This window comes from Nocardia ignorata NBRC 108230 (genome assembly GCF_001612905.1).
In the GTDB taxonomy this organism is placed as follows: domain Bacteria; phylum Actinomycetota; class Actinomycetes; order Mycobacteriales; family Mycobacteriaceae; genus Nocardia; species Nocardia ignorata.
Genome location: NZ_BDBI01000024.1, coordinates 197,707 through 218,683, shown reverse-complemented (window position 1 = coordinate 218,683; position 20,977 = coordinate 197,707). Strand labels below are relative to the sequence as shown.

At 69.5% G+C, this 20,977-nt stretch carries 19 protein-coding genes and 4 tRNA genes; 13 read left to right on the top strand and 10 right to left on the bottom strand.

The genetic code is table 11. The annotated features are described in order from the left end of the window. Positions 1-230: 230 nt before the first annotated feature. Entirely contained in the window at positions 231-779 is a 549-nt protein-coding gene (locus tag NI2_RS20375; RefSeq protein WP_067492896.1) for an NAD(P)H-dependent oxidoreductase, read from the bottom strand. Between the two features lie 74 nt (positions 780-853). On the opposite strand from NI2_RS20375, the gene NI2_RS20370 reads away from it, so the two are divergent. Then, positions 854-1,774 (top strand): LysR family transcriptional regulator, encoded by a 921-nt coding sequence (locus tag NI2_RS20370; RefSeq protein WP_279537535.1) that lies wholly within the window; start codon positions 854-856, stop codon positions 1,772-1,774. 65 nt (positions 1,775-1,839) lie between these two features. Here the strand turns inward: NI2_RS20370 and NI2_RS20365 are convergent. Then, positions 1,840-1,911, bottom strand: a tRNA-Val gene (locus NI2_RS20365). Between the two features lie 327 nt (positions 1,912-2,238). Between NI2_RS20365 and NI2_RS20360 the strand changes: the two genes are divergently transcribed. The 3 genes from NI2_RS20360 (at position 2,239) to NI2_RS20350 (ending at position 2,502) form a co-directional block, all read left to right on the top strand. Beyond that, positions 2,239-2,310 (top strand) — tRNA-Gly (locus tag NI2_RS20360). A 45-nt stretch (positions 2,311-2,355) separates the two neighbouring features. Then, a tRNA-Cys gene (locus NI2_RS20355) sits at positions 2,356-2,426 on the top strand. Position 2,427: 1 nt separating this feature from the next. Next, a tRNA-Val gene (locus NI2_RS20350) sits at positions 2,428-2,502 on the top strand. A 52-nt stretch (positions 2,503-2,554) separates the two neighbouring features. Here the strand turns inward: NI2_RS20350 and NI2_RS20345 are convergent. Continuing rightward, a complete protein-coding gene (locus tag NI2_RS20345; protein WP_067492894.1) occupies positions 2,555-3,484 on the bottom strand; it encodes a zinc-binding dehydrogenase in 930 nt (309 codons plus the stop codon). Between the two features lie 113 nt (positions 3,485-3,597). Here NI2_RS20345 and NI2_RS20340 point away from each other — a divergent pair, with 113 nt between their 5' ends. From NI2_RS20340 to NI2_RS20330, 3 genes are all read left to right on the top strand, one after another. Then, complete coding sequence (locus NI2_RS20340; RefSeq protein ID WP_067492892.1) at positions 3,598-4,239, top strand: TetR/AcrR family transcriptional regulator; 642 nt, start codon at positions 3,598-3,600, stop codon at positions 4,237-4,239. A gap of 102 nt (positions 4,240-4,341) precedes the next feature. Continuing rightward, positions 4,342-5,415: a phospho-N-acetylmuramoyl-pentapeptide-transferase gene (gene mraY / locus NI2_RS20335; protein WP_067493047.1), complete on the top strand. Its 1,074-nt coding sequence runs from the start codon at positions 4,342-4,344 to the stop codon at positions 5,413-5,415. Positions 5,416-5,454: 39 nt separating this feature from the next. Next, positions 5,455-6,660, top strand: a complete 1,206-nt coding sequence (locus NI2_RS20330; RefSeq protein ID WP_067492890.1) for a sigma-70 family RNA polymerase sigma factor — start codon at positions 5,455-5,457, stop codon at positions 6,658-6,660. On the opposite strand, the gene NI2_RS20325 is transcribed toward NI2_RS20330, so the two are convergent. Next, the gene (locus tag NI2_RS20325) at positions 6,599-7,552 is read right to left on the bottom strand and encodes a hypothetical protein (protein WP_243749689.1); all 954 of its coding nucleotides are present in this window, start codon (positions 7,550-7,552) and stop codon (positions 6,599-6,601) included. The genes NI2_RS20330 and NI2_RS20325 overlap by 62 nt on opposite strands. A 384-nt stretch (positions 7,553-7,936) precedes the next feature. Here NI2_RS20325 and NI2_RS20320 point away from each other — a divergent pair, with 384 nt between their 5' ends. Further along, positions 7,937-10,150, top strand: a complete 2,214-nt coding sequence (locus NI2_RS20320; RefSeq protein WP_067492886.1) for a hypothetical protein — start codon at positions 7,937-7,939, stop codon at positions 10,148-10,150. Here the strand turns inward: NI2_RS20320 and NI2_RS20315 are convergent. Further along, complete coding sequence (locus NI2_RS20315; RefSeq protein ID WP_067492884.1) at positions 10,147-11,082, bottom strand: LysR family transcriptional regulator; 936 nt, start codon at positions 11,080-11,082, stop codon at positions 10,147-10,149. The genes NI2_RS20320 and NI2_RS20315 overlap by 4 nt on opposite strands. 55 nt (positions 11,083-11,137) lie before the next feature. After that, positions 11,138-12,640 (bottom strand): flavin-containing monooxygenase, encoded by a 1,503-nt coding sequence (locus NI2_RS20310; RefSeq protein WP_067492883.1) that lies wholly within the window; start codon positions 12,638-12,640, stop codon positions 11,138-11,140. A gap of 94 nt (positions 12,641-12,734) precedes the next feature. Here NI2_RS20310 and NI2_RS20305 point away from each other — a divergent pair, with 94 nt between their 5' ends. After that, a complete protein-coding gene (locus NI2_RS20305; protein ID WP_067492881.1) occupies positions 12,735-13,274 on the top strand; it encodes a GNAT family N-acetyltransferase in 540 nt (179 codons plus the stop codon). Between the two features lie 3 nt (positions 13,275-13,277). Here the strand turns inward: NI2_RS20305 and zapE are convergent, their stop codons facing one another. Continuing rightward, positions 13,278-14,297 carry a cell division protein ZapE gene (gene zapE, locus NI2_RS20300; RefSeq protein WP_067492879.1) on the bottom strand — a complete coding sequence of 340 codons (1,020 nt, stop codon included), beginning with the start codon at positions 14,295-14,297 and terminating at the stop codon, positions 13,278-13,280. Between the two features lie 35 nt (positions 14,298-14,332). Between zapE and NI2_RS20295 the strand changes: the two genes are divergently transcribed. The 4 genes from NI2_RS20295 to msrB all read left to right on the top strand — a co-directional run bounded on the left by NI2_RS20295 (position 14,333) and on the right by msrB (position 18,546). Beyond that, on the top strand, positions 14,333-15,094 hold the full coding sequence (locus tag NI2_RS20295; protein ID WP_067492877.1) for a pyrimidine reductase family protein: 762 nt from the start codon (positions 14,333-14,335) through the stop codon (positions 15,092-15,094). Between the two features lie 31 nt (positions 15,095-15,125). Then, complete coding sequence (locus NI2_RS20290; protein ID WP_067492875.1) at positions 15,126-16,679, top strand: alpha/beta hydrolase; 1,554 nt, start codon at positions 15,126-15,128, stop codon at positions 16,677-16,679. Between the two features lie 81 nt (positions 16,680-16,760). Continuing rightward, on the top strand, positions 16,761-18,080 hold the full coding sequence (locus NI2_RS20285) for a glycosyltransferase family 87 protein (RefSeq protein WP_174552223.1): 1,320 nt from the start codon (positions 16,761-16,763) through the stop codon (positions 18,078-18,080). Positions 18,081-18,120: 40 nt separating this feature from the next. Continuing rightward, a complete protein-coding gene (msrB, locus tag NI2_RS20280) occupies positions 18,121-18,546 on the top strand; it encodes a peptide-methionine (R)-S-oxide reductase MsrB (protein ID WP_067492871.1) in 426 nt (141 codons plus the stop codon). 3 nt (positions 18,547-18,549) lie between these two features. Here the strand turns inward: msrB and hemQ are convergent, their stop codons facing one another. The 3 genes from hemQ to NI2_RS20270 form a co-directional block, all read right to left on the bottom strand. Next, positions 18,550-19,245 carry a hydrogen peroxide-dependent heme synthase gene (gene hemQ, locus NI2_RS20275; protein ID WP_067493045.1) on the bottom strand — a complete coding sequence of 232 codons (696 nt, stop codon included), beginning with the start codon at positions 19,243-19,245 and terminating at the stop codon, positions 18,550-18,552. Between the two features lie 43 nt (positions 19,246-19,288). After that, on the bottom strand, positions 19,289-19,438 hold the full coding sequence (locus NI2_RS33915; RefSeq protein WP_157104670.1) for a hypothetical protein: 150 nt from the start codon (positions 19,436-19,438) through the stop codon (positions 19,289-19,291). Between the two features lie 129 nt (positions 19,439-19,567). Further along, positions 19,568-20,917, bottom strand: a complete 1,350-nt coding sequence (locus tag NI2_RS20270; RefSeq protein ID WP_067492870.1) for a protoporphyrinogen oxidase — start codon at positions 20,915-20,917, stop codon at positions 19,568-19,570. Between the last annotated feature and the right edge of the window lie 60 nt (positions 20,918-20,977).

The following is a 20,977-nucleotide window of genomic DNA, read 5'->3' as shown; positions in this document are numbered from 1 at the left end:
CTCGCATGGGCTCCGTGTGACCGCCGCGACGCCTGGTGAGGCGGATGATCCGGCGCCCACCGGCCGCATTGATCGCACCGCGCCGCGCTCACCGCCGGTCCACGCGGTCACCCGGCCCCCATCGCGCGCCCATCGGAAAACATAGCGGTCCAGAATGTGGAACGTCCGAATCCGGGTAACGCACGTTCACGGCCCAGGAGACAGCATCGAGATGGCTACCCGCGAGTTCACTACCGAGCCGATGCGGTGGCCGATGCCAGTTGGGCAGCCACGCCGACAGCGCGTCCCGCCTGATGGCGGGCAGCGGCCAGTGCGAACTCCGTCGGCGGGTTGCCGAAGCCGGCGACGTGTCCGGCGCCGTGGGGGTTGCCGGACCGCATCTGTTCGGCGGCAGACACCGGCGCGGTGAAGCCGGGCGGCACGATGATCCCGCCCCAGTGGGTGAAGATCGTCGTGAAGGTGGCAAGGGTGGTCTCCTGACCGCCGTGCGTGCTCGCGCTGGAGACGAAGGCTCCGTACACCTTGTCGGCCAGTCGGCCGGTCCGCCAGAGGTCACCGGTGCCGTCGATGAACGTCTTGAGCCCGGCGGCGATCGTGCCGTAGTGACTGGGCGTCCCGAACAGGACGACATCGGCCCATTCCAGGTCGGCGTTGCCTGCCTCGTCCGCCGGGAGCAAGCGCACCTGGGCGCCTGCACCGGCGGCGCCGTCGGCCGCGGCTTCTGCCAGCCCCTTGATACTCCCGGTGCGGCTGTAGTAGATCACTGCGACGTTGATCATCGGTACTCCTGTGTTCGAGCGATGGCCGTCATGGGTAGTGACGGCCTCTCGATGCTGCGGCGCGGCCAGGCGGCGTGACCAATACCGACTGGGTCGGCAGCGATACCGCAGCGGTATCGACGGTGGTGGTGGCTGGTTACGATGCGCTGGTGGAGACCCGGGAGTTGCGCTACTTCGTCGCCGTCGCGGAGGAGTTGCACTTCGGGCGGGCGGCGCGGCGGCTAGCGATCGCGCAACCGCCGCTGTCGCGGGCGATCCAGCGGCTCGAACGGCGGCTGGGAACGGTTCTGCTGCGGCGCTCCGCTCGCGCGGTCGCGTTGACCGAGGCCGGGTCGGTGCTGCTGCGGGAGGCCAGGGTCGCGCTCGAGGCGGTCGAAGCCGCTGAGCGCCGTACTCGCCGGGCCGCTGCCGATCGCCCGGGTGTGGTGCTGGCCGCCAAGGCGGGTGCGTCGAGCGAACTGTTGTCGAGGCTGTTGGACGTTTACGCCGCCGAGGTCGGTGCTGTGCCTGTCGAGGTGGTGCTGTGCGGGCCCGGTGAACCGGAAGCCCTGTTGCGCAACGGGTCTGCCGATGTCGCTCTGCTGCATCGGCCGTACGACTCGACGGCTGGGTTCGACACCGAGGATCTGTATACCGAGCCGCAGGTCGCTGTGCTGCCCGCGGGACACTCCGTCGCCGGCCGATCCCACCTGTCGATGGCTGAGATCGGTGCCCTGTCGGACCTGCCCCTGCCGCGCTGGCTTCGGCGCGATGGAAGTTTCCCGGACGGCCCCGGCCCTGAGGTTCGCAATTACAGCCAGCTGATGCAGCTGATCGCGCTCGGGCGGGCTTGCGCGGTCGTACCCGAGTCGCTTCGGGCTCAGCTGAGCGACGCGTTCGCGGTCGTGCCGGTGCCGGATGCCCCGCCCGTGACGACGGTCATCTGCTGGCCGCCGCACAGCAGCTCGAAGGCTGTCGCCGACCTCGTCCGTATCGCGACAGAGCGGCGATCGTAAGCGGCCACCCTCGGGATACGAAAAAAGCAGGCCCTCACCGAAAAGGTGCTGACCTGCTTCTTCTGTGGTCCTAGCTGGTTTCGAACCAGCGACCTTCCGCGTGTGAGGCGGACGCTCTCCCGCTGAGCTATAGGACCGGGCTGGTTGCGAGGGGCTGTTTGTGCGGCCTCTCGAACGAGACGAAACATTAGCACGGGGTACCCGGGAGACACCAAATCGCCTTGTGAACGGGAAGTTCGGGCGGCGCGCCCGGTAGATGAGAAGGGTCCGGAACGTGCGGGTGCGGCGCGGTACCCGAAGTTCGGCCACCGGTCATCGCCGCGCCACCGGACAACACGCATGTAATTCACATTTGTGCCGTCTAACCAGGCGATTTGTAGTCTTCGCCGCGCGTCGGCTAATGTTCTCATCGCACCACGGAGAGCAGCAAGGCCCCCGGGACGAGCTCCTCTGGAAGTGTGAATGCGGATGTAGCGCAGTGGTAGCGCATCACCTTGCCAAGGTGAGGGTCGCGGGTTCGAATCCCGTCATCCGCTCGAGAGGTAGGTTAGGCACTAGTAATATGCCATCCTCCTTTGCGCGGTGGAGTGGCCGAGTGGTGAGGCAACGGCCTGCAAAGCCGTGCACACGGGTTCGATTCCCGTCTCCACCTCGCGCGATTAGCTCAGCGGGAGAGCGCTTCCCTGACACGGAAGAGGTCACTGGTTCAATCCCAGTATCGCGCACCACAAGTCAGGCCCCCTTTCGAGGGGGCCTGACTTGTTTGCGTCGTGGACCCGGTCAGCCCAGCTCGAGGACGGCCTTGCCGTGCAGTCGGCGGTCGCGCAATGCGGTGACCGCCTCGTCCGCGGCGGACCAGTCGCCTCGCCAGACGACCTGCGGGTCGAGAACACCCGCGGCGACCCGGTCGGCGAGCCAGGTGAGATCACGGCCGAGATCACGGCAGCCGAGCAGGAAGAACGTCACGATCGAGCGGTCGTGCCTGCCCGCATCGCCGAAGAAGGTGCCGAATGGGAACCGCTCTGGCGCACCCGAGGCATGCCCGACCGAGACGAGCGTCCCACCCTCCGCGAGCGACTCGAAGGCGGCAACCATCTGCGCTCCACCGACGAGGTCGATCACACCGTCGACGCGGCCGTCGAGTTCCATCGGGTCCGCTATCACCTGTCCGGCACCGAGCACCCGAATGCTGTCACGATGCACGTCCGGGTTCGAGGTCACCGCGACGACCTCTGCACCACCGAGACGCGCCAGCTGCACCGCGTAACGGCCGACCGCACCGGACGCACCGGTGACGAGAACCCTGCGCCCCAGCAACGGGCCGAGCCGGTGCAATGCGCGCAACGCCGACGCGCCCGCCACCGGCACCGTACTGAGGGCTGCGAGGTCGGCACCTACCGGTGCGACTCCGACGAATTCGGTATCCACAGCACGCAATTCGGCCCAGGCACCGGCCGGTCCGAGCGTGACCACCGGCGTGCCCACAGCCGGTCCCGAGCCATCGGCAGCCGCACGCTCGACCACCCCCGAAGCGTCCCAACCCAGAACCGTGCCCGCGTCGGCGCCGGGAACGAGATGGGTCACCTCGCCGTGGTTCAACGAAGTCGCGGCAACCCGCACCAACACCTGATTCGGGGCCGGATCGGGGTCCGGGACCGATCCGAGGCGGAGTCCGGCGGGGGCGGAACGGTCGACCAGCAGTGCTCGCATATCCAGGGCCTTCTCTTGTGACAACACGGCAGATAAGCCGCGCTGCAAAAGTGCCACTGAGTGGCAATTGCTGTCAAGTGGCATTCGCTGTCGGTCATCGCTAGGCTGAGACGATGGACGTAGCGATAGACGAGTTGCCGCTGCGCGAACGGAAAAAGCTACGAACCCGGCACGCGTTGATCGACTCCGCTCTCCGGCTGTTCACCGAGCGTGGGTTCGATGCCGTCACCCTGGACGAGCTGTGCGAGTCCGTCGAGGTTTCCAAGCGCACGTTCTTCCGCACCTTCGCAGGCAAGGAAGACGTGGCGATGGCGCCACTGCAGGACCTCTGGCTCGCCTTCCTGGAAGAGCTGGAACGCGGCGAGCTACGCGAAACCGAGCTCCTGCGCGTGCTCCGGGACGCGCTGCTGGCGGCCGTCGACCGCGTCGCCGTCGGCGAGTGGCCACGGCGTGCCGCGCTGAGCCATCGCCTCGTGGGCGTCACCCCGTCGATGGCCGGGCACAATCTGCAATTCTGCGATCGGACGAGCGGCGCGGCAGTCACCCTGCTGCACCGCCAACTGGAAGTGGGCGAGGACCGCACCCTGCATCTACGCCTCGCCGTCGACATCCTGGTCGCCGCGTTCCATTGCGCGCTCGGCGCGTGGACCGCCCACGACGACCGCACCGCCGGAGGATTGGCCACCGAAGTACGCCGCGCCCTCGATGCGGTCCCGGACGTGCTGACCATGACCGTGCGACCGAAGAGCCTGTAACCCCGATCACTCCCGCGCCGCAACCCGGCGGCCTCCCCTAGGATCGGCACGGCGCCGCCGGGGCCGCAGCGGATGGCGGGACAGGCGGGACGGAGGGGCAATGTGAGACAGATCCTGTTGTCGGCGGGCATCGCCCTGTTCATCACCATCACGCTCACCCCGGTGCTCATCCGGGTGTTCGCGCGGCGCGGTTTCGGGCAGGAGATCCGGATCGACGGGCCCGCCAGCCACCACACCAAACGCGGCACACCGACGATGGGTGGTCTAGCCATCGGCGCTGGCGTGTGGGGCGGCTACCTGGGCTCGCACCTGATCGGAACACTGTGGGACGCACCGGGTCCCAGCGCGTCGGGCGTTCTGGTGCTGCTGCTCGCCTCGGCGCTCGGCGTGGTCGGTTTTCTCGACGACTCGATCAAGCTGCGCAAACACCGCAACCTCGGGCTCACCGCGGCGGGCAAATATCTGGGGCAGATCTCGGCGGCGGTCGTGTTCGCGGTGCTGGTACTGCGATTCCCCGGCGCCACCGGACTCACTCCGGCGGGCCGCAACCTGTCGTATGTGCGCGACATCCCGACCATCACCTTCGCGTCGCTGTTCTTCGTGCTGTTCGTGGTGCTGCTGGTGGTCGCCTGGTCGAACGCGGTGAACATCACCGACGGGCTCGACGGGCTGGCCGCCGGGTCGATGACCCTGACCCTCGGCGCCTACGTGGTGATCACGCTGTGGCAGTACGACCACTCCTGCGAGATCACCCCCGGCCGCGCCTGCTACACCGTCCGCGACCCGCTGGACCTGGCGATGGTGAGCGCGGCCGGAGCGGCGGCCTGTGTCGGATTCCTGTGGTGGAACGCCGCGCCCGCCAAGATCTTCATGGGCGACACCGGATCCCTCGGCCTCGGCGGTCTGCTGGCCGGGCTGTCGATCACCAGCCACACCGAACTGCTCGCGGTGGTGCTCGGTGGACTGTTCGTCGCCGAGATCATGTCGGTGGTGCTGCAGATCGTCGTCTTCCGCACCACCCACACCCGGCTGTTCCGGATGGCGCCGTTCCACCACCATTTCGAACTCGACAACTGGCCGGAGACGACGGTCATCATCCGGTTCTGGGTGCTGGCGGGCATCGCCTCGGCGACGGGGCTGTGCCTGTTCTACAGCGAGTACCTGACGTCGCTGTGACACAACATTGTCGGTGTTCGCCGCTACGCTGACGCGATCATGAGAAAACCGGGCCACGACATCGCCGCCGACGTCTCGTTCGAGCTCGAGGAGCTCGACGAGCTGGTCGGCGAACTGCTCGTCGACCACGCCGAACGCGCGGCCCGCGAGGCGCGGGTGGTGGGGCTGCGCCTGGGCATCGGCGGGCAGCGCCCGGAAACCCTTACCCGCGTCGGCGCCCGCTACGACCTCGCCCGCGACCGCGCCCGTCAGCTCTACACCAAGGCGATCGGGCGCATCCTGCGCGAGGCCACCCGATCCGGACACCGCTCCGCCGAGGTGTTCGCACACCGATACCCGCGTGAGGCGGGCGATCTGCGCCTGGTGCGCACCCTGCTCACCGAGACCTACGCGACCGACACCGACCTGGTCGCCATGGAATGGTCGTATCTGAAATTGCGCCTGGCCGGACACGACCAGACCGACGCCCGGCGGGTCGCCGGCTATGTCATGCAGCGAATCCTGGGCTGGCAGAAGAAGACCGCGAGCATCCTGGCCAAACTGCACGCCCCGGACGACGACATCGACGACCTGGACGCCGTACTCGCGGGGACCGACTGGCCGGACTGCTCCCCCGCCCCGTTACCCACCGTCTCGGCGCGGGTGGCCGATGCCGACGACGACGGGCGCGGCCGGTTCTACCTGGCCAAGGCCGGGCGCGACGTCGCCTACGACTCGGCGCTGGTCGCCCGCCTGCTGCGCACGCTCGACGCCAGCCCGGCCGTCGCGGCATTCCAGGAGGAACCCGCCGCCCTCACCTACACGTTCGCGGGTGAGAACCACGTGCACTACCCCTCGGTCGCCGCCCGGCTCAGCGACGGCCGAACGGTGCTGATCGACGTGGTACCGCTGGGCCGGACCATGTTCCACCACAACAGGCTTCAGGCCGAACTGGTGCGCGCCCACGCCCACGAACGCGGCTGGGGTGCGCTCACCTGGACCGGCAGCGCGATCGGCATCGCACAACTGCGCACCCGCGCCGTCGACGCGGCCGCCGAACAGCGGATCGCCACGGACCTGGCCACCGGCCCCTACGACCGGCCGGCCCTCACCGCCGTGCTCACCGAGACCGGCCTCGACCTACTGGGCCTGGCCGCCCTCGTGCTGCGCAACGACTGGCGGTTCGACCGGTTGCCGATGCGGCTCAGCGCATCACCATCGCCCCGGCGAGCACCGCGACAACCAGCAGCATCGCGCAGCAGGTGAGCCACTGCCACTGATCGAGGGTGCGATCCATCCGGGTGATGGTGGCGCGCAGGCCCGCCGCGGTCCGCTGCTGGGCGACCAGCTCGCTGCGCAAGCCGGCCAGGGTGATGGCATGGGCGTCGGCGGCCGCGGCCGCACGTTCGATGCGGTGATGCAGCCTGGTCACCAGCCGCTGCTTGTCGCGCACGGCCTGCCGCGACACCGCCAGTTCCACTCGCTGGTCGCGCAATTGATTGCGCTGACGTTCGATCATCGCGGCCTGCGCCGCCGTGTGCTTTTCCCAGGTGCCCATCTCGGCCCACCCTCCGTTCATCACATCCACATGACCCCAGGCGATGTCGTCCGCCACCCAGCCCTCGAGGAACTCCCGCAGCGCCCAGCCCGCCCGCACCGGTGCGGCGAAACCGGACTCACCGGCGGTGAGCATGCCCTGATCGATGCGGTATTCGGCACCGGCGGGCGCGAAGTCGGCGATACCGACCGCGGGCACCAGCGGCACCCAGTACCCGCGCGGGACCACCCACAGCACGTCGTCGATGCCCGCTTCGCGCAGGCGTTCGCGGTGCGCGCGGGCCGCGGTGATGTCGAGGGGGCCGCTGCGCACCTCGACCACGCCGCGCCGCTCGCCACGGCGCCAGTAGATGTCGACGGGGATATCGCCCACCCGGGCGTCCACCTGCGCCTCGTCGGCGCCCGCCGCCGTCAGCCTGCCACAGATCCAATGTTCGAGCCGCTGAGTGTTCCATTGCTTCGCAACGCAATCGGGGCAACCACAGCCGTATCCGGTGCGTTCGGGCGCCGCGCGACGACCGCCCTCGGAGATCCCGAGTTCGTCGAGCAGCGCCCGCCGTCCGCACACCACCTGGGTGTCGCTTCGCCGCTTCGTCCTCACACCATCACTCCCTCACCAGGGGCCTGCCGTACGCCCCGCGCCCACGACCTGCACTCAGGTTCCCGCAGCCGCCGACACGCCGCCAGCCCCCTTGACCCGCACTCGGGTGCGTCGCCGTGTGGTGATCGAGATCACAACGACGACATTGCTTGTATATCAAGCCCTTTCATTGTGCCAACGTCGCACGGACCGGCGAAGATCTTGATCATTTCGATACACAGACCGGCCGGGTTGCCGGTCCTTTTCGTCCCGATTACGAAAAGGTTCGGCGCGTCGCCTGGCGCACCGGCCGAGGATCACTACAACGCGTCGGCGGGCACCGGTGGATATGATCGCAGGCGGCCGAGGCGGGCACGCTCGCCGTCCACCGGAAGTAGGGTGTGCATGAACCACGCTGAGCACGACGAAACCATCGGGTCGATGCTGGCGAATATCGCCGCGGCGCTGCGTGAGGTCAGCGAGAAGCTCGATGTCGTCGCCGCGCGCGTCGCCCAGGAGGTCCCCGGCTTCCCCGGTGACGACGAGGACGTGCCCGACCAGCTCCGCATCCGCCGCCTCGAAGCCTGGGCTTTCCATGCGTCACAGGACATTTCCCGGCTCAGTGCCCGGCTCGACGCGCTCGACGGCGGCGACGATCCGGCCCCACCGCCCGCCCGTGGGCGCAGCAGACGAGAAGTCCGCGAGGCCGCCGAGCGGGCCGCCGCCCACGAGGAAGCCACCAAGCCGCCGCTGGAGCGCCGTCAGTCGAGCCGCTCGGTCCCCGACCACCTAGGGGATCCCACCTGGCCCATCACCGCTCCCCCGGTCCCCCGCGCGACGACCGAACCGCAGAGCGGTGTGGTCGCGGGCGAACGTGGTCGGGTCGCGTCGCACGAGGAGGGTGAGCCTCGTACCGCCGCGTTCGCGGTCCAGTCGTCGGGACTCGGCGATCCTGAACCCCAGGCGGCCCGCGGTGCGCGCGGTGACTCCGCACAGCGACCGAAGGTGAACGGAGCGCATGTGCCGGAAGCGCCTGTGCGGGAAGCCGTCCCGAATTCGCAGCGTGTGAACGGCCGACTGCCCGCGCAGCCGGAGCGGGAGGCGCCGGCGCGTGGGGTGGCCGACGACATCGCGGCGCAAGGGGTCGGTCTCGCCGCGAATCGTGCTGCCCCGCTGCCGGATTCGACCGATGAGCTCGGCCGCCACGATGAGGACGCCGCGACCGTTTCGGGCGGGTCCGCGAGCGTCGAACGCGCGCGGCCTGTCGGCAAGGTTCCCACCGAGACCCGTGGCACCGAACGCCACACCACTTCCGGCAATGTGACCTGGTCGCCCAACGGAGTCGATCCGCAGGCTCAGCGCAACGGATCCGGCCCCCACCGGGCAACCGACCAACGCGCCCCCGTCGAACACGCCGGCGGATCGGAAGACGTGCGGCACAGCTCATTCCACGCTGGCACGGCGGGCGAGCGGGTCGACGATTCCGGCGATGTGCGCCGCGCCGCACATGCGTCGGGTCACGTCGACGACCAGCAGGCGAGCTCGGCGCGCGGACCGTTGGCCGGTACGGGTGGGCATCCGAGTCCGGGCGAGCAAGAACGTGCCGGAATCATCCCGGCCGAAGATGCTCACGCGGCCGAAGCCCGGGTCGTGACGAACGGGACGACCTTCAACGGGTTCGCCGATCGGTCGGGTTCCGGGCCGAAGAACGGCAGTGCCAACGGGATCCAGTGGTCCTTCGACGACGACGTGGAGACGACCCTTCCCACCCCGCCGCGAAACGGTCACGCCCGCAACGGCTTCACCACGGACTCCCGCGGCGAGTCCGTCTTCGCCGACTTCACGCCTCGCAACTCGAGCACCACCGACAAACCGGCAGCCCCCGCCCGTTTGGTCGCACCGCCACCCGCCGATTCGGCCCAGGTCGACGCCGGGCACGTGCCGGGCCGAGCCACCGCGCCGTCGGAGCACCTCGACCAGGCACCTCGGTCCGAGTTTTCGGTCGGCGGAACCGACTACCTAACCAGCCCGGCGACGGAATCCGTCGACCCGTCCGGCGGAGCAGCCATGCCGGCGGACCACCCGCATCAGGCGGGCCACTCCGCCCAGGCGGCGGGCGATCCCGGCCGGACGCACCAGCAGGCGGACCGCGCCACCCAGGGCGTTCAACCCGGCGCGTCCGACGAAGCGGCGAACGGCCGATACGACCGAGGCGCGCAATCCAGCCGACCGCACGGTCACAGCGCCGAGGAGAACGGCCGGACGTTCGGACAGGACGCGAACACAGGTCCGCTCGCGGCCCAGGCGGCTCACAGCACCGCGCGATTCACCAACTCCGACAACGACACCGGGACCCGGCACGGCCGACCCGCCCCGGCGGTCGACCTGCCCGCCACCCACACCTCGTCGAGCGCCGACGACAACCTCGGCCCTGCCCCCATTCCCACGGCCACCGACCCGGCAGGCATCACGGTGACCGGCACCTACCGCGCCTTCGACCTCGAATCCGCCGCCCACGTGGACAAACTGCAGGCCATGCTCGACGAGCTCAAGCGCTCCGCCGGCCTGCCACCCGGCCGCCGCGACGTCTTCGGTCCGCCGACGCAGGACCTCGGCTAGACGGCGACTCCCACCGAGCGCACATCGCGTACCTCCGGCGCGTCGCGCAGTACCGTCGCGACGAGTTCGCGCACGGCGCGATGGCCAGAGTCGGCGGTATTGCGCGGATGCCAGGCCATGGCGACGACGGGGGCGGGCAGCGGCAGTGGGATCTCGAAGGTGGCCAGGCCGAGCGCCTGGCAGGCCGGGCGGGACAACGCCGCGGGGGCGGGGCAGATCAGTTCGGTGGTCGCCACGGTGAACAACGCGGTCGCCAGGTCGGCGACGGTCGCGACGACGCGGCGGGTGCGACCGTGCAGGGCGAGGCGGTCATCGATGGGACTGTGGGTGCGGCCGGTGGGTGACACCTCGAGGTGGCGCGCGGAGGCGTAGGCGGCGACGGTGGGGCGGTCGGCGGCGAAGGGGTGGTCGGCGGCCGCGACACCGACCCAGCGGTCGCTGAACAACCGCTGCACAACGGTTTCGGGGTCGGTGCGGCCGAGCACGCCCACCTCGATGTCGACCTGTCCGTCGCGCAGGGCCACGGCACTGTCGGCGGGGTCCGCGGCCAGCAGCCGAACCGTCACGCCGGGCAGTTGCGCCCCGACCGCGCCGAGCAGCGGTCCCGCGAGCCGCGCCGCCACCGCATCACCCACGCGGACCACGAAATCCCGCTGCCTGCGAACACCGCCGCCCTCGTGCGAGGTGAGCAGCACCCGGCTCGCCTCGACCAGCGCCGCCACGTCCTGGCGCAGTTCCAGGGCGCGCGGGGTGGGCACCAGATGCCTGCCGGAGCGCACGAGCAGCGGGTCACCGAACACCTCACGCAACCGGGTCAGGGTTCGGCTCATCGCCGAGGTGGAGGTGTGCAGTCGCCGGGCCGCCTCGGTGACGCTGTTGGTGTCGAGCAGCGCGTCCAAGGCGGGCAGCAGGTTCAGATCCAGCGCTTCCACGCGAGGATTATCACCAACGCCCGGTTCGTCACCAAGCGGCCGCACCGCGTGTCGGTTATCCCTCGACCACCGCGACCGGTGTCGGCGCCGGGGCGGCGTTGCGGTTGCGCAGCACGCCGCGGTAGGTCGCGGGCCGCACCGGGCGCACCCACTGCCCGAGCCGGGCCGACAGCGGCAGCGGGGTGCCGAGGTCGTCGAGCATCTCGTCGATATTGCCCAGCGAGAACGGGATCACCGACGCACCGTGCGCGTGCGCGCCGTTGCTACGGGCCCGCGACCAGGCCAGGCGTTCGTCGATGTCGTTGTTCATCAGTTCGGCGACCGGCGGCACGAAGGCGCCGGTGAGCAGCCCCGCGATCCAGTGCGCGCCGACCTCGGCGCTGAGGGCGCTCACATTGGAGCTGTTGTAGCCGGCGAAACTGAGGTTGGGCACCTCGACGGGCAGGATGTGGCGGTAGAGCCGGAAGTCGCCCGCCTCGTCGGTGAGCGAACGGCGCACGAACGGGGTGAGGAACGGTACCTCCTGGCGATATCCGGTGGCGCACACCACGATCTCGGCCAGTTTCAGCGTCCCGTCGGACAACCGGACCGCGGGCCCGTGCTGCCCGCCGATGAGTTCGACGATCTCGGCGTCGCGGTGCACGGCGATGCGGCCCGCCTCGATTTGATCGAAGAACCCCTCGGTGACCAGCGCGGCGCTGCTGGTCGCCATCTCGGCCAGTGAACCGTCGGGGACCAGGCCGAGCTCGCGCAGCCGCAGCTTGCGCGTCACCCGTTCCTGCAGCAGGTCGAGGTTCGCCTCGCGCAGGGCGAGCCGGTCGAGCAGGCGTTCGGCGCGGTGGCCGAACCGGGACGGGAAATGCGCCTCGCCCGCGCGGGTGAGCAGCAATCGTTCGTAGTCGGTGCCGAATCCGAACTTGCGCGGCATCTTCCAGGTGAGCCTGCGGGCGACCACGCTGGTCTCGTCGGCGAGGTGACTCACCGCCTCGGCCACATCGCAGGCCGACTTGCCGTACCCGGCGACGACCACCGAACGGTCGCGTGCCAGTTCGGCGTCGTGGAACTGCGAGACATGACACAGCTGCCCGCCCGCGGCGCGGAAGGCGACCGCACCGGGCAGGTCCGGCAGCACCGGGTCGCTGTACACACCGTTGGCGACGATCAGGTGATCGCAGGTGCTGCGGTGCACACCCATCCCGTCGCGGATCTCGAGCAACCAGCCGCTGTCGACCGGGTCGGCCGCGACCACCTCGGTGCCCAGTCGCAGATTCCCGGTGAGACCGAACTTCTGCGCGTACCCGGCGAGGTAGGCCTGCATCTGCTGACCGTCCGGCCAGCGCGGGTAGTCCTCCGGCATCGGGTGGTCGCTGAAGTGGTTGGTGTGCTTGCTGTTCTGTGAACGCAGGCCCGGGTAGCGGCGGGTGACGCTCCACACACCGCCCACGTCAGGGGCTCGATCGAAGACTTCGACCGGGAACCCGGCCTGACTCAACACCTTCGCGCAAGCCAATCCCGCAACTCCCGCACCGACGATCCCGATGCGGCTACCGCTAGTCATGGGCAGGAGAGTACTCGGGACCGCCGTCACGGTGCCACCGCCGCGATGCCCACAGTGCTGCCTACCACCGCCACGCCCATGCTGTACTGGAACGATGACCAACAGCTCCGTCGTCGTCGACCGGGCCGGACTCTGGGACGCCGAAGCCCTCAGCGATGTGGCGACCGCGACGTTCCCGCTGGCCTGTCCCCCGCAGGCCGACCCGGCCGACATCGAGATCTTCCTGACCCAGATGCTCTCGGGCGACCGTTTCGGCGAGTACCTGTCCGACCCGGATCGCACGGTCCTCAAGGCCGTCGACGGTGACGAGATCGTCGGCTACGCCATGTTGATCGCGGGCAGGCCGACCGATCCGGCCATCGACGCACAGGTCAGCCCGGGATCGGTGGTCGAACTCAGCAAGATGTACGTGCTGCCCGGACACCACGGCACCGGGGTGTCCGGTGCGCTCATGGATGCCGCCGTCGACGCCGCGCGCGAGTCGGGCGCCGACGCGGTGTGGCTCGGGGTCAACCAGGACAACGAACGCGCGCAACGCTTCTACGGCAAGCACGGGTTCGTGCGGGTGGGCACCAAGACGATGACCGTCGGCAACCAGGTGCACGACGATTTCGTCTTCGAACGGAAGCTGTGATCCCTACGCGGTAGCGGCCTCGAACCGCGACAGCGCGAGCAGACGCGAGATGGCGCGCAGGTACTTCTTGCGGTACCCGCCGTCGAGCATCTCCTGGGAGAAGATCTCGTCGAGCTTGGCGCCGGACACGGTGACCGGGATGCTCGCGTCGTAGAGGCGGTCGGCGAGCACGACGATGCGCAGCGCGACGGCCTGATCGGTCACCGGGTGCACCCCGGCGACGAATACCGAGGTGACACCGTTGATGAGCGCGCCGTACTTCGACGGGTGCAGGGTGCTCAGGTGCGTCAGCAGGGCGTCGTAGTCGTCGAGGGTGGAACCCGGTGTGGCGGCGGCCCGTTCGGCCAGCACCTCGGGCGAGGTGGGCTCGGGAGCGGGCGGCAGGTCGCGGTGGCGGTAGTCGGGGCCGTCGACGCGCACCGGCTCGAAGATGGCGCCGAGCTTCTTGATCTCGCGCAGGAAGTCCTGCGCGGCGAAACGGCCTTCACCGAGTTGACTCGGCAGGGTGTTGGAGGTCGCCGCGATCGAGACGCCCGCGGCGGACAGCTCGGTGAGCAGGCGCGAGACCATCGTGGTGTCGCCCGGGTCGTCGAGTTCGAACTCGTCGATGCACAGCAGACTGTTGGCGGAGAGCCGTTCCACCGCGTTGACGAAACCGAGGGCGCCGACCAGGTTGGTCAGCTCGCCGAAGGTGCCGAATGACTTCGGCGCGGGCGCGCTGTGGAAGATCGAGGCGAGCAGGTGGGTCTTGCCCACACCGAAACCACCGTCGAGGTACAGGCCAGCCCCTGTGACAGCCTTCTTCTTGCCGAAGAGGCTCTTCTTCGACGCGGCCTTGTGGATCTTGGCGACCTGACCGGCGAATTCCTCGGCCTTGCGAACCGCGGCCGCTTGGCTGGGTTCCTTGGGGTCGGGAATGTAGGAGGCGAAGCTGACCTCGTCGAACATGGGCGGGGGCACCATCTGGGCGACGAGCTGGTCGGCCGGGACCTCCGGGTGGCGATCGACGAGGCGTTCTTGCATGTGCGAATCGTACGGACGTGGTTGCATCGGTACCTATGCAGCGTATCCCTAATGTGACCCAGCTCGCAGATCTCGACGCCGACGCACTGGCCAGGAGCTATGCGTACCCGAGGCACCTGGAGCGGCCCTGGGTGCGGGCCAACTTCGTCAGCAGCATCGACGGCGCGCTCGCCGTCGACGGCGTGACGAAGGGACTGGCCACCCCGGCCGACAAGCTGGTGTTCAAGCTGCTGCGCGAGCTCGCCGACGTGATCCTGGTCGGCGCGGGCACCGTGCGCACCGAGAACTACGGCGGCGCCCGCACCGACGACGAACACCGGCGTGCGCATTTCCGGCACGGGGTCGGCGGCAGCGAGGACGGCAGCCCACCACCGATCGCCGTGGTGTCGGGCAGCGCGAACCTCGATCCGGCGGCGCGGCTGTTCACCGACGCGCGGACCCCGCCGCTGATCCTCACCACCGCCCAGGCCGACAAGGACCGCGTCACGGCGCTCGAGGACGCGGGCGCCGAGGTGGTGGTCGCGGCGGAGTTCGCGATCACGCCCGCTGCGCTGCTGCGGGTGCTCACCGAGCGCGGATTGCCGCGGGTGTTGTGCGAGGGCGGACCACATCTGTTCGGTCAGCTGGCCGAGGCCGACCTGGTCGACGAACTGTGCCTCACCACGGCGCCGCTGCTGGTCGGCGGGGCGGGCGGGCGAATCTCGCTGTCGGCGAAGCAATTCGGCACCTCGATGGCACGCAAGCAGTTGGTGCTCGACGACGACGGCACCGTGCTGGCCCGCTGGGCCCGTCGATGAAACCCGGCGCCGAACCTGGCAGGGTGTAGCCATGCGCTTGACTCGGGCCGCGGTAACGGCCGCGACACTGTCGATCATGCTCGCGGGCTGCGGGGCGGGACCGTCGGATCGGCCCGTCGTCGCGGTGGAACGGCCGGGCGCCGGTGGGGTGGCGACCCAGGAGCCCGCCACCGAGGATCTCGGCACCGCCGAGGTCCCCAAGTCCGATCTCACCTGGCGCGACTGCACCGAGTCGACCATCAGCTCGCTGGCCTTCGGCGACGTGCCCGCCGGACTCGTACTCGAATGCGCCGATTTCTCGACGCCCATCGATACCGCGGGCACCGTGCTCGGCACCTTCCGCGCGGGCGCCCTGCGTGCCCGGCTGCCCGAGACCCCCACCGATGTGGCCCCGCTGGTGCTGACCTCCGGCGCCGACCGGTCCTCGGCCTCCACCCTCGCCGGTCTGGCCGTCGGCCCCAACCGCGCGCTGCTCACCGCGCAGCCGGTCGTGGCGGTGGATCGGCGCGGCATCGGCGCCTCCCAGCCCATCGACTGCATCCCGGCCCAATTGCGCGCGGTGCTGACCGATCTGGGGCAGACCGGTGTCGGCAACGCCGACCAGGTCGGTGCCGTCGCCGGTTTCAGTCAGGACGCGACCATCGCCTGCCGCGACTTCCTGCAGCCCTACGAGGGCACCTTCGACGCACCGCACGCCGCCGACGACATCGAACAGCTGCGTAAGCAGTGGCAGGTCGAGAAGATCAACCTGCTCGGTGCGGGCAACGGCGGCAAGGTCGCGCTCAGCTACGCGCGCCGCTACGGCGACCACCTGGCCCGGCTCGTCCTCGACGCACCGGAACCGGTGGGCGCCGACGCCGCGACCATGGCCGAGGCGCGCGTCACCGGCGCCGAGGCCGCGCTCACCGCGTTCGCCCAGCGATGCAAGGCGGCAAATTGCGCCCTCGGACCCGATCCGCGCGCGACCGTCGTCGGGTTGATGAACAAGGCGACGGCCGGCGGACTGGGCGAGGTGACGGCCGCCGACCTGGCGACCGCGCTCACCGGTTTCCTGTCGAGCCCGCGCGGGGATCAGAACACCCGGGTCACCGCGCTGGCCGACATCCTCGCCGCGGCCGACCGTGGCGATCGCGGGCCGCTGATCGCACTGGTCGGGCGTGAGGCGGCGGCGATCTCGTCCGACGGCGAGTTCGTGAACCGGTGCACCGACAGCCAGCAACCGCCCACTCCCGATCGGGCCCGCGAACTGGCCGACACCTGGGCGGGCAAATATCCGGTTTTCGGTCGCACCGCCGCGATCGGGCTGATGGTGTGCTCGGCCTGGCCCGTCTCCACCGCCCCGCCGCTGCCCGACGACCTGTCGCTGCCCGTGCTGGTGTTCGCCGGTGCCGCCGACCCCGTCGTCGGCGGCGCCGCGGCCTCGGTCACCGGCGCGCTCGGTGCCGCGGGCGCCCGGCACGCCACCATGACCTGGCAGGGCTGGGGGCATCCGGTGGTCGCGCATTCCGGGTGTGCGCAGCAGGCCGTGAACGCCTATCTAGCGGAGGGGAAACTGCCCGCCGACGGCGGCGCCTGCCCCGCCTGATCGCCATCCGACCGGCGCGTCACGGCGCGTCGGACGGGTCCGGCGACACCATCGCAACCCGATCCGGTGTACCGTGCCCCAGTGTTGTTCCGACAGCTCGAGCCCCGCACCGCTCGCACCGCCGCCGAGGTGATGAAGTTCGCATTGTGGCCGTTCGCGGTCATGACGGTGCTGAACCGTGTCTTCATCAAGGCGATCAACGGTTTCGTCACCGACGACTATCGCCCGGTGTACAACGCCTCGTTCGAGTTCTTGAACGGCAGGCCCGTGTACACGGCCAACTTCGACTCGGTCGACCCCCATTACCTGTACCCGCCCAGCGGAACCCTGGTGATCGCGCCCGTCGCGATCATCGAGTACGAGCTGTCGCGGTGGCTGTTCATCGCCTTGAACGCCGCGGCGATCCTGCTCGCCTGGTACCTGCTGCTGCGGTTGTTCAAGTTCGGCATCGGTTCGGTGGCCGCGCCCGCGCTGCTGCTGGCGATGTTCGCCTCCGAGACGGTCATCAACACGTTGGTGTTCACCAATGTCAACGGGTGTCTGCTGCTGGCCGAGCTGGCATTCATTCATCTGCTGCTGCGGCGGCGTGATCTGTGGGCGGGCGCCGCGCTCGGCCTGAGCATCGCCGTGAAACCGACATTGGCTCCGTTGCTGCTCGTCGCGGCGGTGCGCGGGCAGTGGAAGGTGTTCATCACCGGTATCGGTGTGCCCGTCGCGCTCACCGCGGCGGCCTGGCCGCTGTCGAAGGACCCCGAACGGTTCTTCACCCATGTGCTGCCCTACCTGGCGCAGACCCGCGACTACTTCAACAGCTCGGTCGGCGGCAACGGTGCCTACTACGGCTTGCCGCACTGGCTGATCCTGCTGGTGCAGGTGGTGATGGCCGGTGTCGTCGCGGTGTCGCTGTGGCTGCTGTGGCGCTACTACCGCGATGACGAACTGTTCTTCGTCACCACGTTCTCCGGTGTGCTGCTCACGGCCTCGTTCCTGCTGCCGTCGCTGGGCCAGATGTACTACTCGATGATGCTGTTCCCGTTCCTGATGACAGTGGTGCTGCGCAATTCCGTGCTGCGCAACTGGCCGGCCTGGCTGGCGATCTTCGGGTTCATGACCTACGACAAGTGGTTGTCGGACCGCTGGCAGAGCACCGGCCGCGCGCTCGAATACCTGCGGGTGACCTTCGGCTGGGGTCTGCTGCTCATCGTGGTGTTCTGCGTGCTCGGTGACCGCTACCTGGCCGCCCGCCGCGAAGGCAGGCTGCAGTTCGGCATCGACCCGGTCTGGATGGCGACGGCACCGGACTCACGCGACGGCGCAGCGGAAGAACCCGCGCCCGCGGCGACCCCTGACCGCGACGATCCGGTGGCACCGGTCGAGGAACGCGAACCCGCCCTGAAGTAGCGTTTCGGCGCGCGCGGCGCGAAACCATTAGCGTGGAGTGATGAGTTCCGATACCTCGTTGCCCGCGCCGCGCATCCAGCTGACGCCGCAGGAGTGGCGGGCCAAACTGAACCCCGAGGAATACGCCGTGCTGCGTGAGGCCGCCACCGAGCGACCTTTCGTCGGCGAGTACACCGACACCAAGACCGAGGGCGTCTACACCTGCCGTGCCTGCGGTGCCGAATTGTTCCGCAGCACAGAGAAATTCGACTCGCACTGCGGGTGGCCGTCGTTCTTCGACCCCGCCGATTCCGACGCGGTGATCCTGCGTCCCGACGACTCGCTCGGCATGCGCCGGGTCGAGGTGCTGTGCGCGAACTGCCACAGCCACCTCGGCCACGTCTTCGAGGGCGAGGGCTACCCCACCCCCACCGACCAGCGCTACTGCATCAACTCGATCGCGCTCAAGCTCGAGCCGAAAGCGTAGTGCCTACGGCAAGGCGTTGATCAGCTGCTCGACCTCTACGCGCGGGCCGGTGAAGAACGGGGTCTCCTCGCGGACGTGCAGGCGGGCCTCAGTAGCGCGCAGATCGCGCATGAGGTCGACGATGCGGTGCAGTTCGGGGGCCTCGAACGCCAGGATCCACTCGTAGTCGCCGAGCGCCATCGAGCTCACCGTGTTGGCCCGCACGTCCGGGTAGCCACGTGCGGCCTTGCCGTGGTCGGCGAGCATCTTGCGGCGTTGTTCGTCGGGCAGCAGGTACCACTCGTAGGACCGCACGAACGGGTACACGCAGATGTAGTTGCCCGGGTCCTCACCGGCGAGGAACGCCGGGATGTGGCTCTTGTTGAACTCCGCCGGGCGGTGCACGGCCACATTGCTCCACACCGGGGCACTGGCCTTGCCCAGCTCGGTGGTGCGCCGGAAATCGGCGTAGGCGGCCTGCAGGTCCTCGACCCGTTCGGCGTGCGTCCACAGCATGAAATCGGCGTCGGCGCGCAACCCGGCCACGTCGTAGATGCCGCGCAACACCACACCCTTGTCGGCCAGCCGGTCGAAGAAGGTCTGCGCCTCCTTGATCGCCGCCGCCCGGTCGTCGCCGAGCACGCCCGGCTGTACCTGGAACACCGAGAACATCAGGTACCGGATGGTGGAATTGAGGGCCTGGTAGTCGAGTCGCGCCATGAATCCATGGTGCCACTGCGCGGATTTCGCGCGGCGGCCGGGATCAGTCCAGGTGGTGCTCGACCGCACGCCACGGCGAGGATCCGTCGGCGCGGAAGACGGCCGTCACGGTGGTCGCCTCCCCCGCGTGTAGTTCGACGGGACCGAGATCGGGGTCGAGGATCAGGGTCGGTCGCTCAGCGGGACTGGTCACAGCGGGCGATCATGCACGAACGCTATCGCCGATGGTGGTAGCCACGCCGCGACCGGGTATGTGCACTGCGACCCGGGTCGGCTTCGGCCTGCGTTCGCGTCGTGCCGCCGACCGCAATGCGCAGCCGTGTCAATGATGAAGGCTGTGTGCGACCCGTTCCGCGGCAGCGGTGCCCGCGGCGACGCACGCCGGAACTCCGACTCCGCGCAGGTAGGCGCCTGCGACGGCGAGTCCTTCGAGCGGGGCGATCGCGGCTTCGATGGCGTCGATTAGTTCGGTGTGGCCGGGGGCGTATTGGGGCAGGCCGCCGGGCCAGCGCTGCACGACGGCGGCATGCGGGCTGATCGCGGCTCCGGTGACGGTGCTCAGGTCCTCGACGGCCGCGGCGACGAGTTCGTCGTCGGTCCAGGTGAGGGGTTTCTCGTCGCCGAAGCGGCCGAACGAGGCGCGGACCAGGGCGACATCACGTGCGGCCAGGTGCGGCCATTTACGGCTCGACAAGGTGAAAGCCTTGGCGCGCAAGGGTTCTCCGGTGGCGACGAGGATGCCTGAATTGTCCGGCAGGGCGGTGTCTTTCGGCAGTGCCATCGCGACGAGCGCCGACGACGACAGTTCGATTCCATCCGCCAGAGCAGCCGCCTCGGGCGCGACGAAGTGCAACAGCCGGGCGGTGACCGGCGCGGGTGTCGCGAGGACGACCGCGTCGACAGCGCCCAGCGGGTCGACCACCCAACCCCGGGGTGACCGAGCCAGCCGTGTCGCGGGGAGATCGGTCACCAAGCGGGCCCGCGACGCCTCGGTCAGCGCGGCGAGCAGGGCGCCGTATCCGTCGCGGAGTCCACCGAAGACCGGCGCGGAGCTGGGGGCGGGCATCGCTGTCCGAACGGCGTCGGTGAGACTCGGTGCGCCTTGATCGAGGGCAGCGGCCAGCGTCGGCAAGGCCGCACGGATGCCGATCGACGCGCTGATCCCCGCGTACACCCCGCCGAGCAGCGGATCGACACTGCGTTCCACAACCTGCCGACCGAACCGCTCGGCGACCAGCGACTGCACGTCCACGTCCGAACCGGGTTCCCAGCGCAGCGGCCGCTCCGGCTCGGTCGCCACCCGGTGCAGGGTTTCGTCGTCGACGAGCCCGCGCAGCGATTCGGCATCAGACGGGATGCCCATCAAGGTCCGCCCCGGCAGCGGGTGCGCACTCCCCCCTGCCCACACCAGTGGGCGTTTCCCGGCAGGTCGTACCAGCTGATCGTCGAGGCCGAGTTCGCCCATCAACTCGATCACCTCGGGCCTGCGCCCGACGAACGCCTCAGCACCGAGATCCAATGGCTCCCCGGCCAATTCACCGGTGTGCAGCACCCCGCCGACCCGCCCGCGCTGCTCGAGCACGACGATATCGGCGCTCTCACCGAGGCGCTGACGCAACCGGTACGCCGCGACGAGCCCGCTGATTCCGCCCCCGACAACCGCGATCCGCATCCTCCGACCGTAGCCGTTCTGCCGATGCACATAAGACGCGCCCACGCTGTGTCGGCAGTG

What these genes read in the sequence shown, in the direction of transcription:
- NI2_RS20375 (WP_067492896.1), bottom strand. Translation starts at nt 779, where the DNA reads ATGATCAACGTCGCAGTGATCTACTACAGCCGCACCGGGAGTATCAAG.
- NI2_RS20345 (WP_067492894.1), bottom strand. Translation starts at nt 3,484, where the DNA reads ATGCGAGCACTGCTGGTCGACCGTTCCGCCCCCGCCGGACTCCGCCTC.
- NI2_RS20330 (WP_067492890.1), top strand. Translation starts at nt 5,455, where the DNA reads ATGAGAAAACCGGGCCACGACATCGCCGCCGACGTCTCGTTCGAGCTC.
- NI2_RS20320 (WP_067492886.1), top strand. Translation starts at nt 7,937, where the DNA reads ATGAACCACGCTGAGCACGACGAAACCATCGGGTCGATGCTGGCGAAT.
- NI2_RS20270 (WP_067492870.1), bottom strand. Translation starts at nt 20,917, where the DNA reads ATGCGGATCGCGGTTGTCGGGGGCGGAATCAGCGGGCTCGTCGCGGCG.
- NI2_RS20340 (WP_067492892.1), top strand. Translation starts at nt 3,598, where the DNA reads ATGGACGTAGCGATAGACGAGTTGCCGCTGCGCGAACGGAAAAAGCTA.
- hemQ (WP_067493045.1), bottom strand. Translation starts at nt 19,245, where the DNA reads ATGGCGCGACTCGACTACCAGGCCCTCAATTCCACCATCCGGTACCTG.
- msrB (WP_067492871.1), top strand. Translation starts at nt 18,121, where the DNA reads ATGAGTTCCGATACCTCGTTGCCCGCGCCGCGCATCCAGCTGACGCCG.
- zapE (WP_067492879.1), bottom strand. Translation starts at nt 14,297, where the DNA reads ATGCAAGAACGCCTCGTCGATCGCCACCCGGAGGTCCCGGCCGACCAG.
- NI2_RS20295 (WP_067492877.1), top strand. Translation starts at nt 14,333, where the DNA reads ATGCAGCGTATCCCTAATGTGACCCAGCTCGCAGATCTCGACGCCGAC.
- NI2_RS20310 (WP_067492883.1), bottom strand. Translation starts at nt 12,640, where the DNA reads ATGACTAGCGGTAGCCGCATCGGGATCGTCGGTGCGGGAGTTGCGGGA.
- NI2_RS20290 (WP_067492875.1), top strand. Translation starts at nt 15,126, where the DNA reads ATGCGCTTGACTCGGGCCGCGGTAACGGCCGCGACACTGTCGATCATG.
- NI2_RS20305 (WP_067492881.1), top strand. Translation starts at nt 12,735, where the DNA reads ATGACCAACAGCTCCGTCGTCGTCGACCGGGCCGGACTCTGGGACGCC.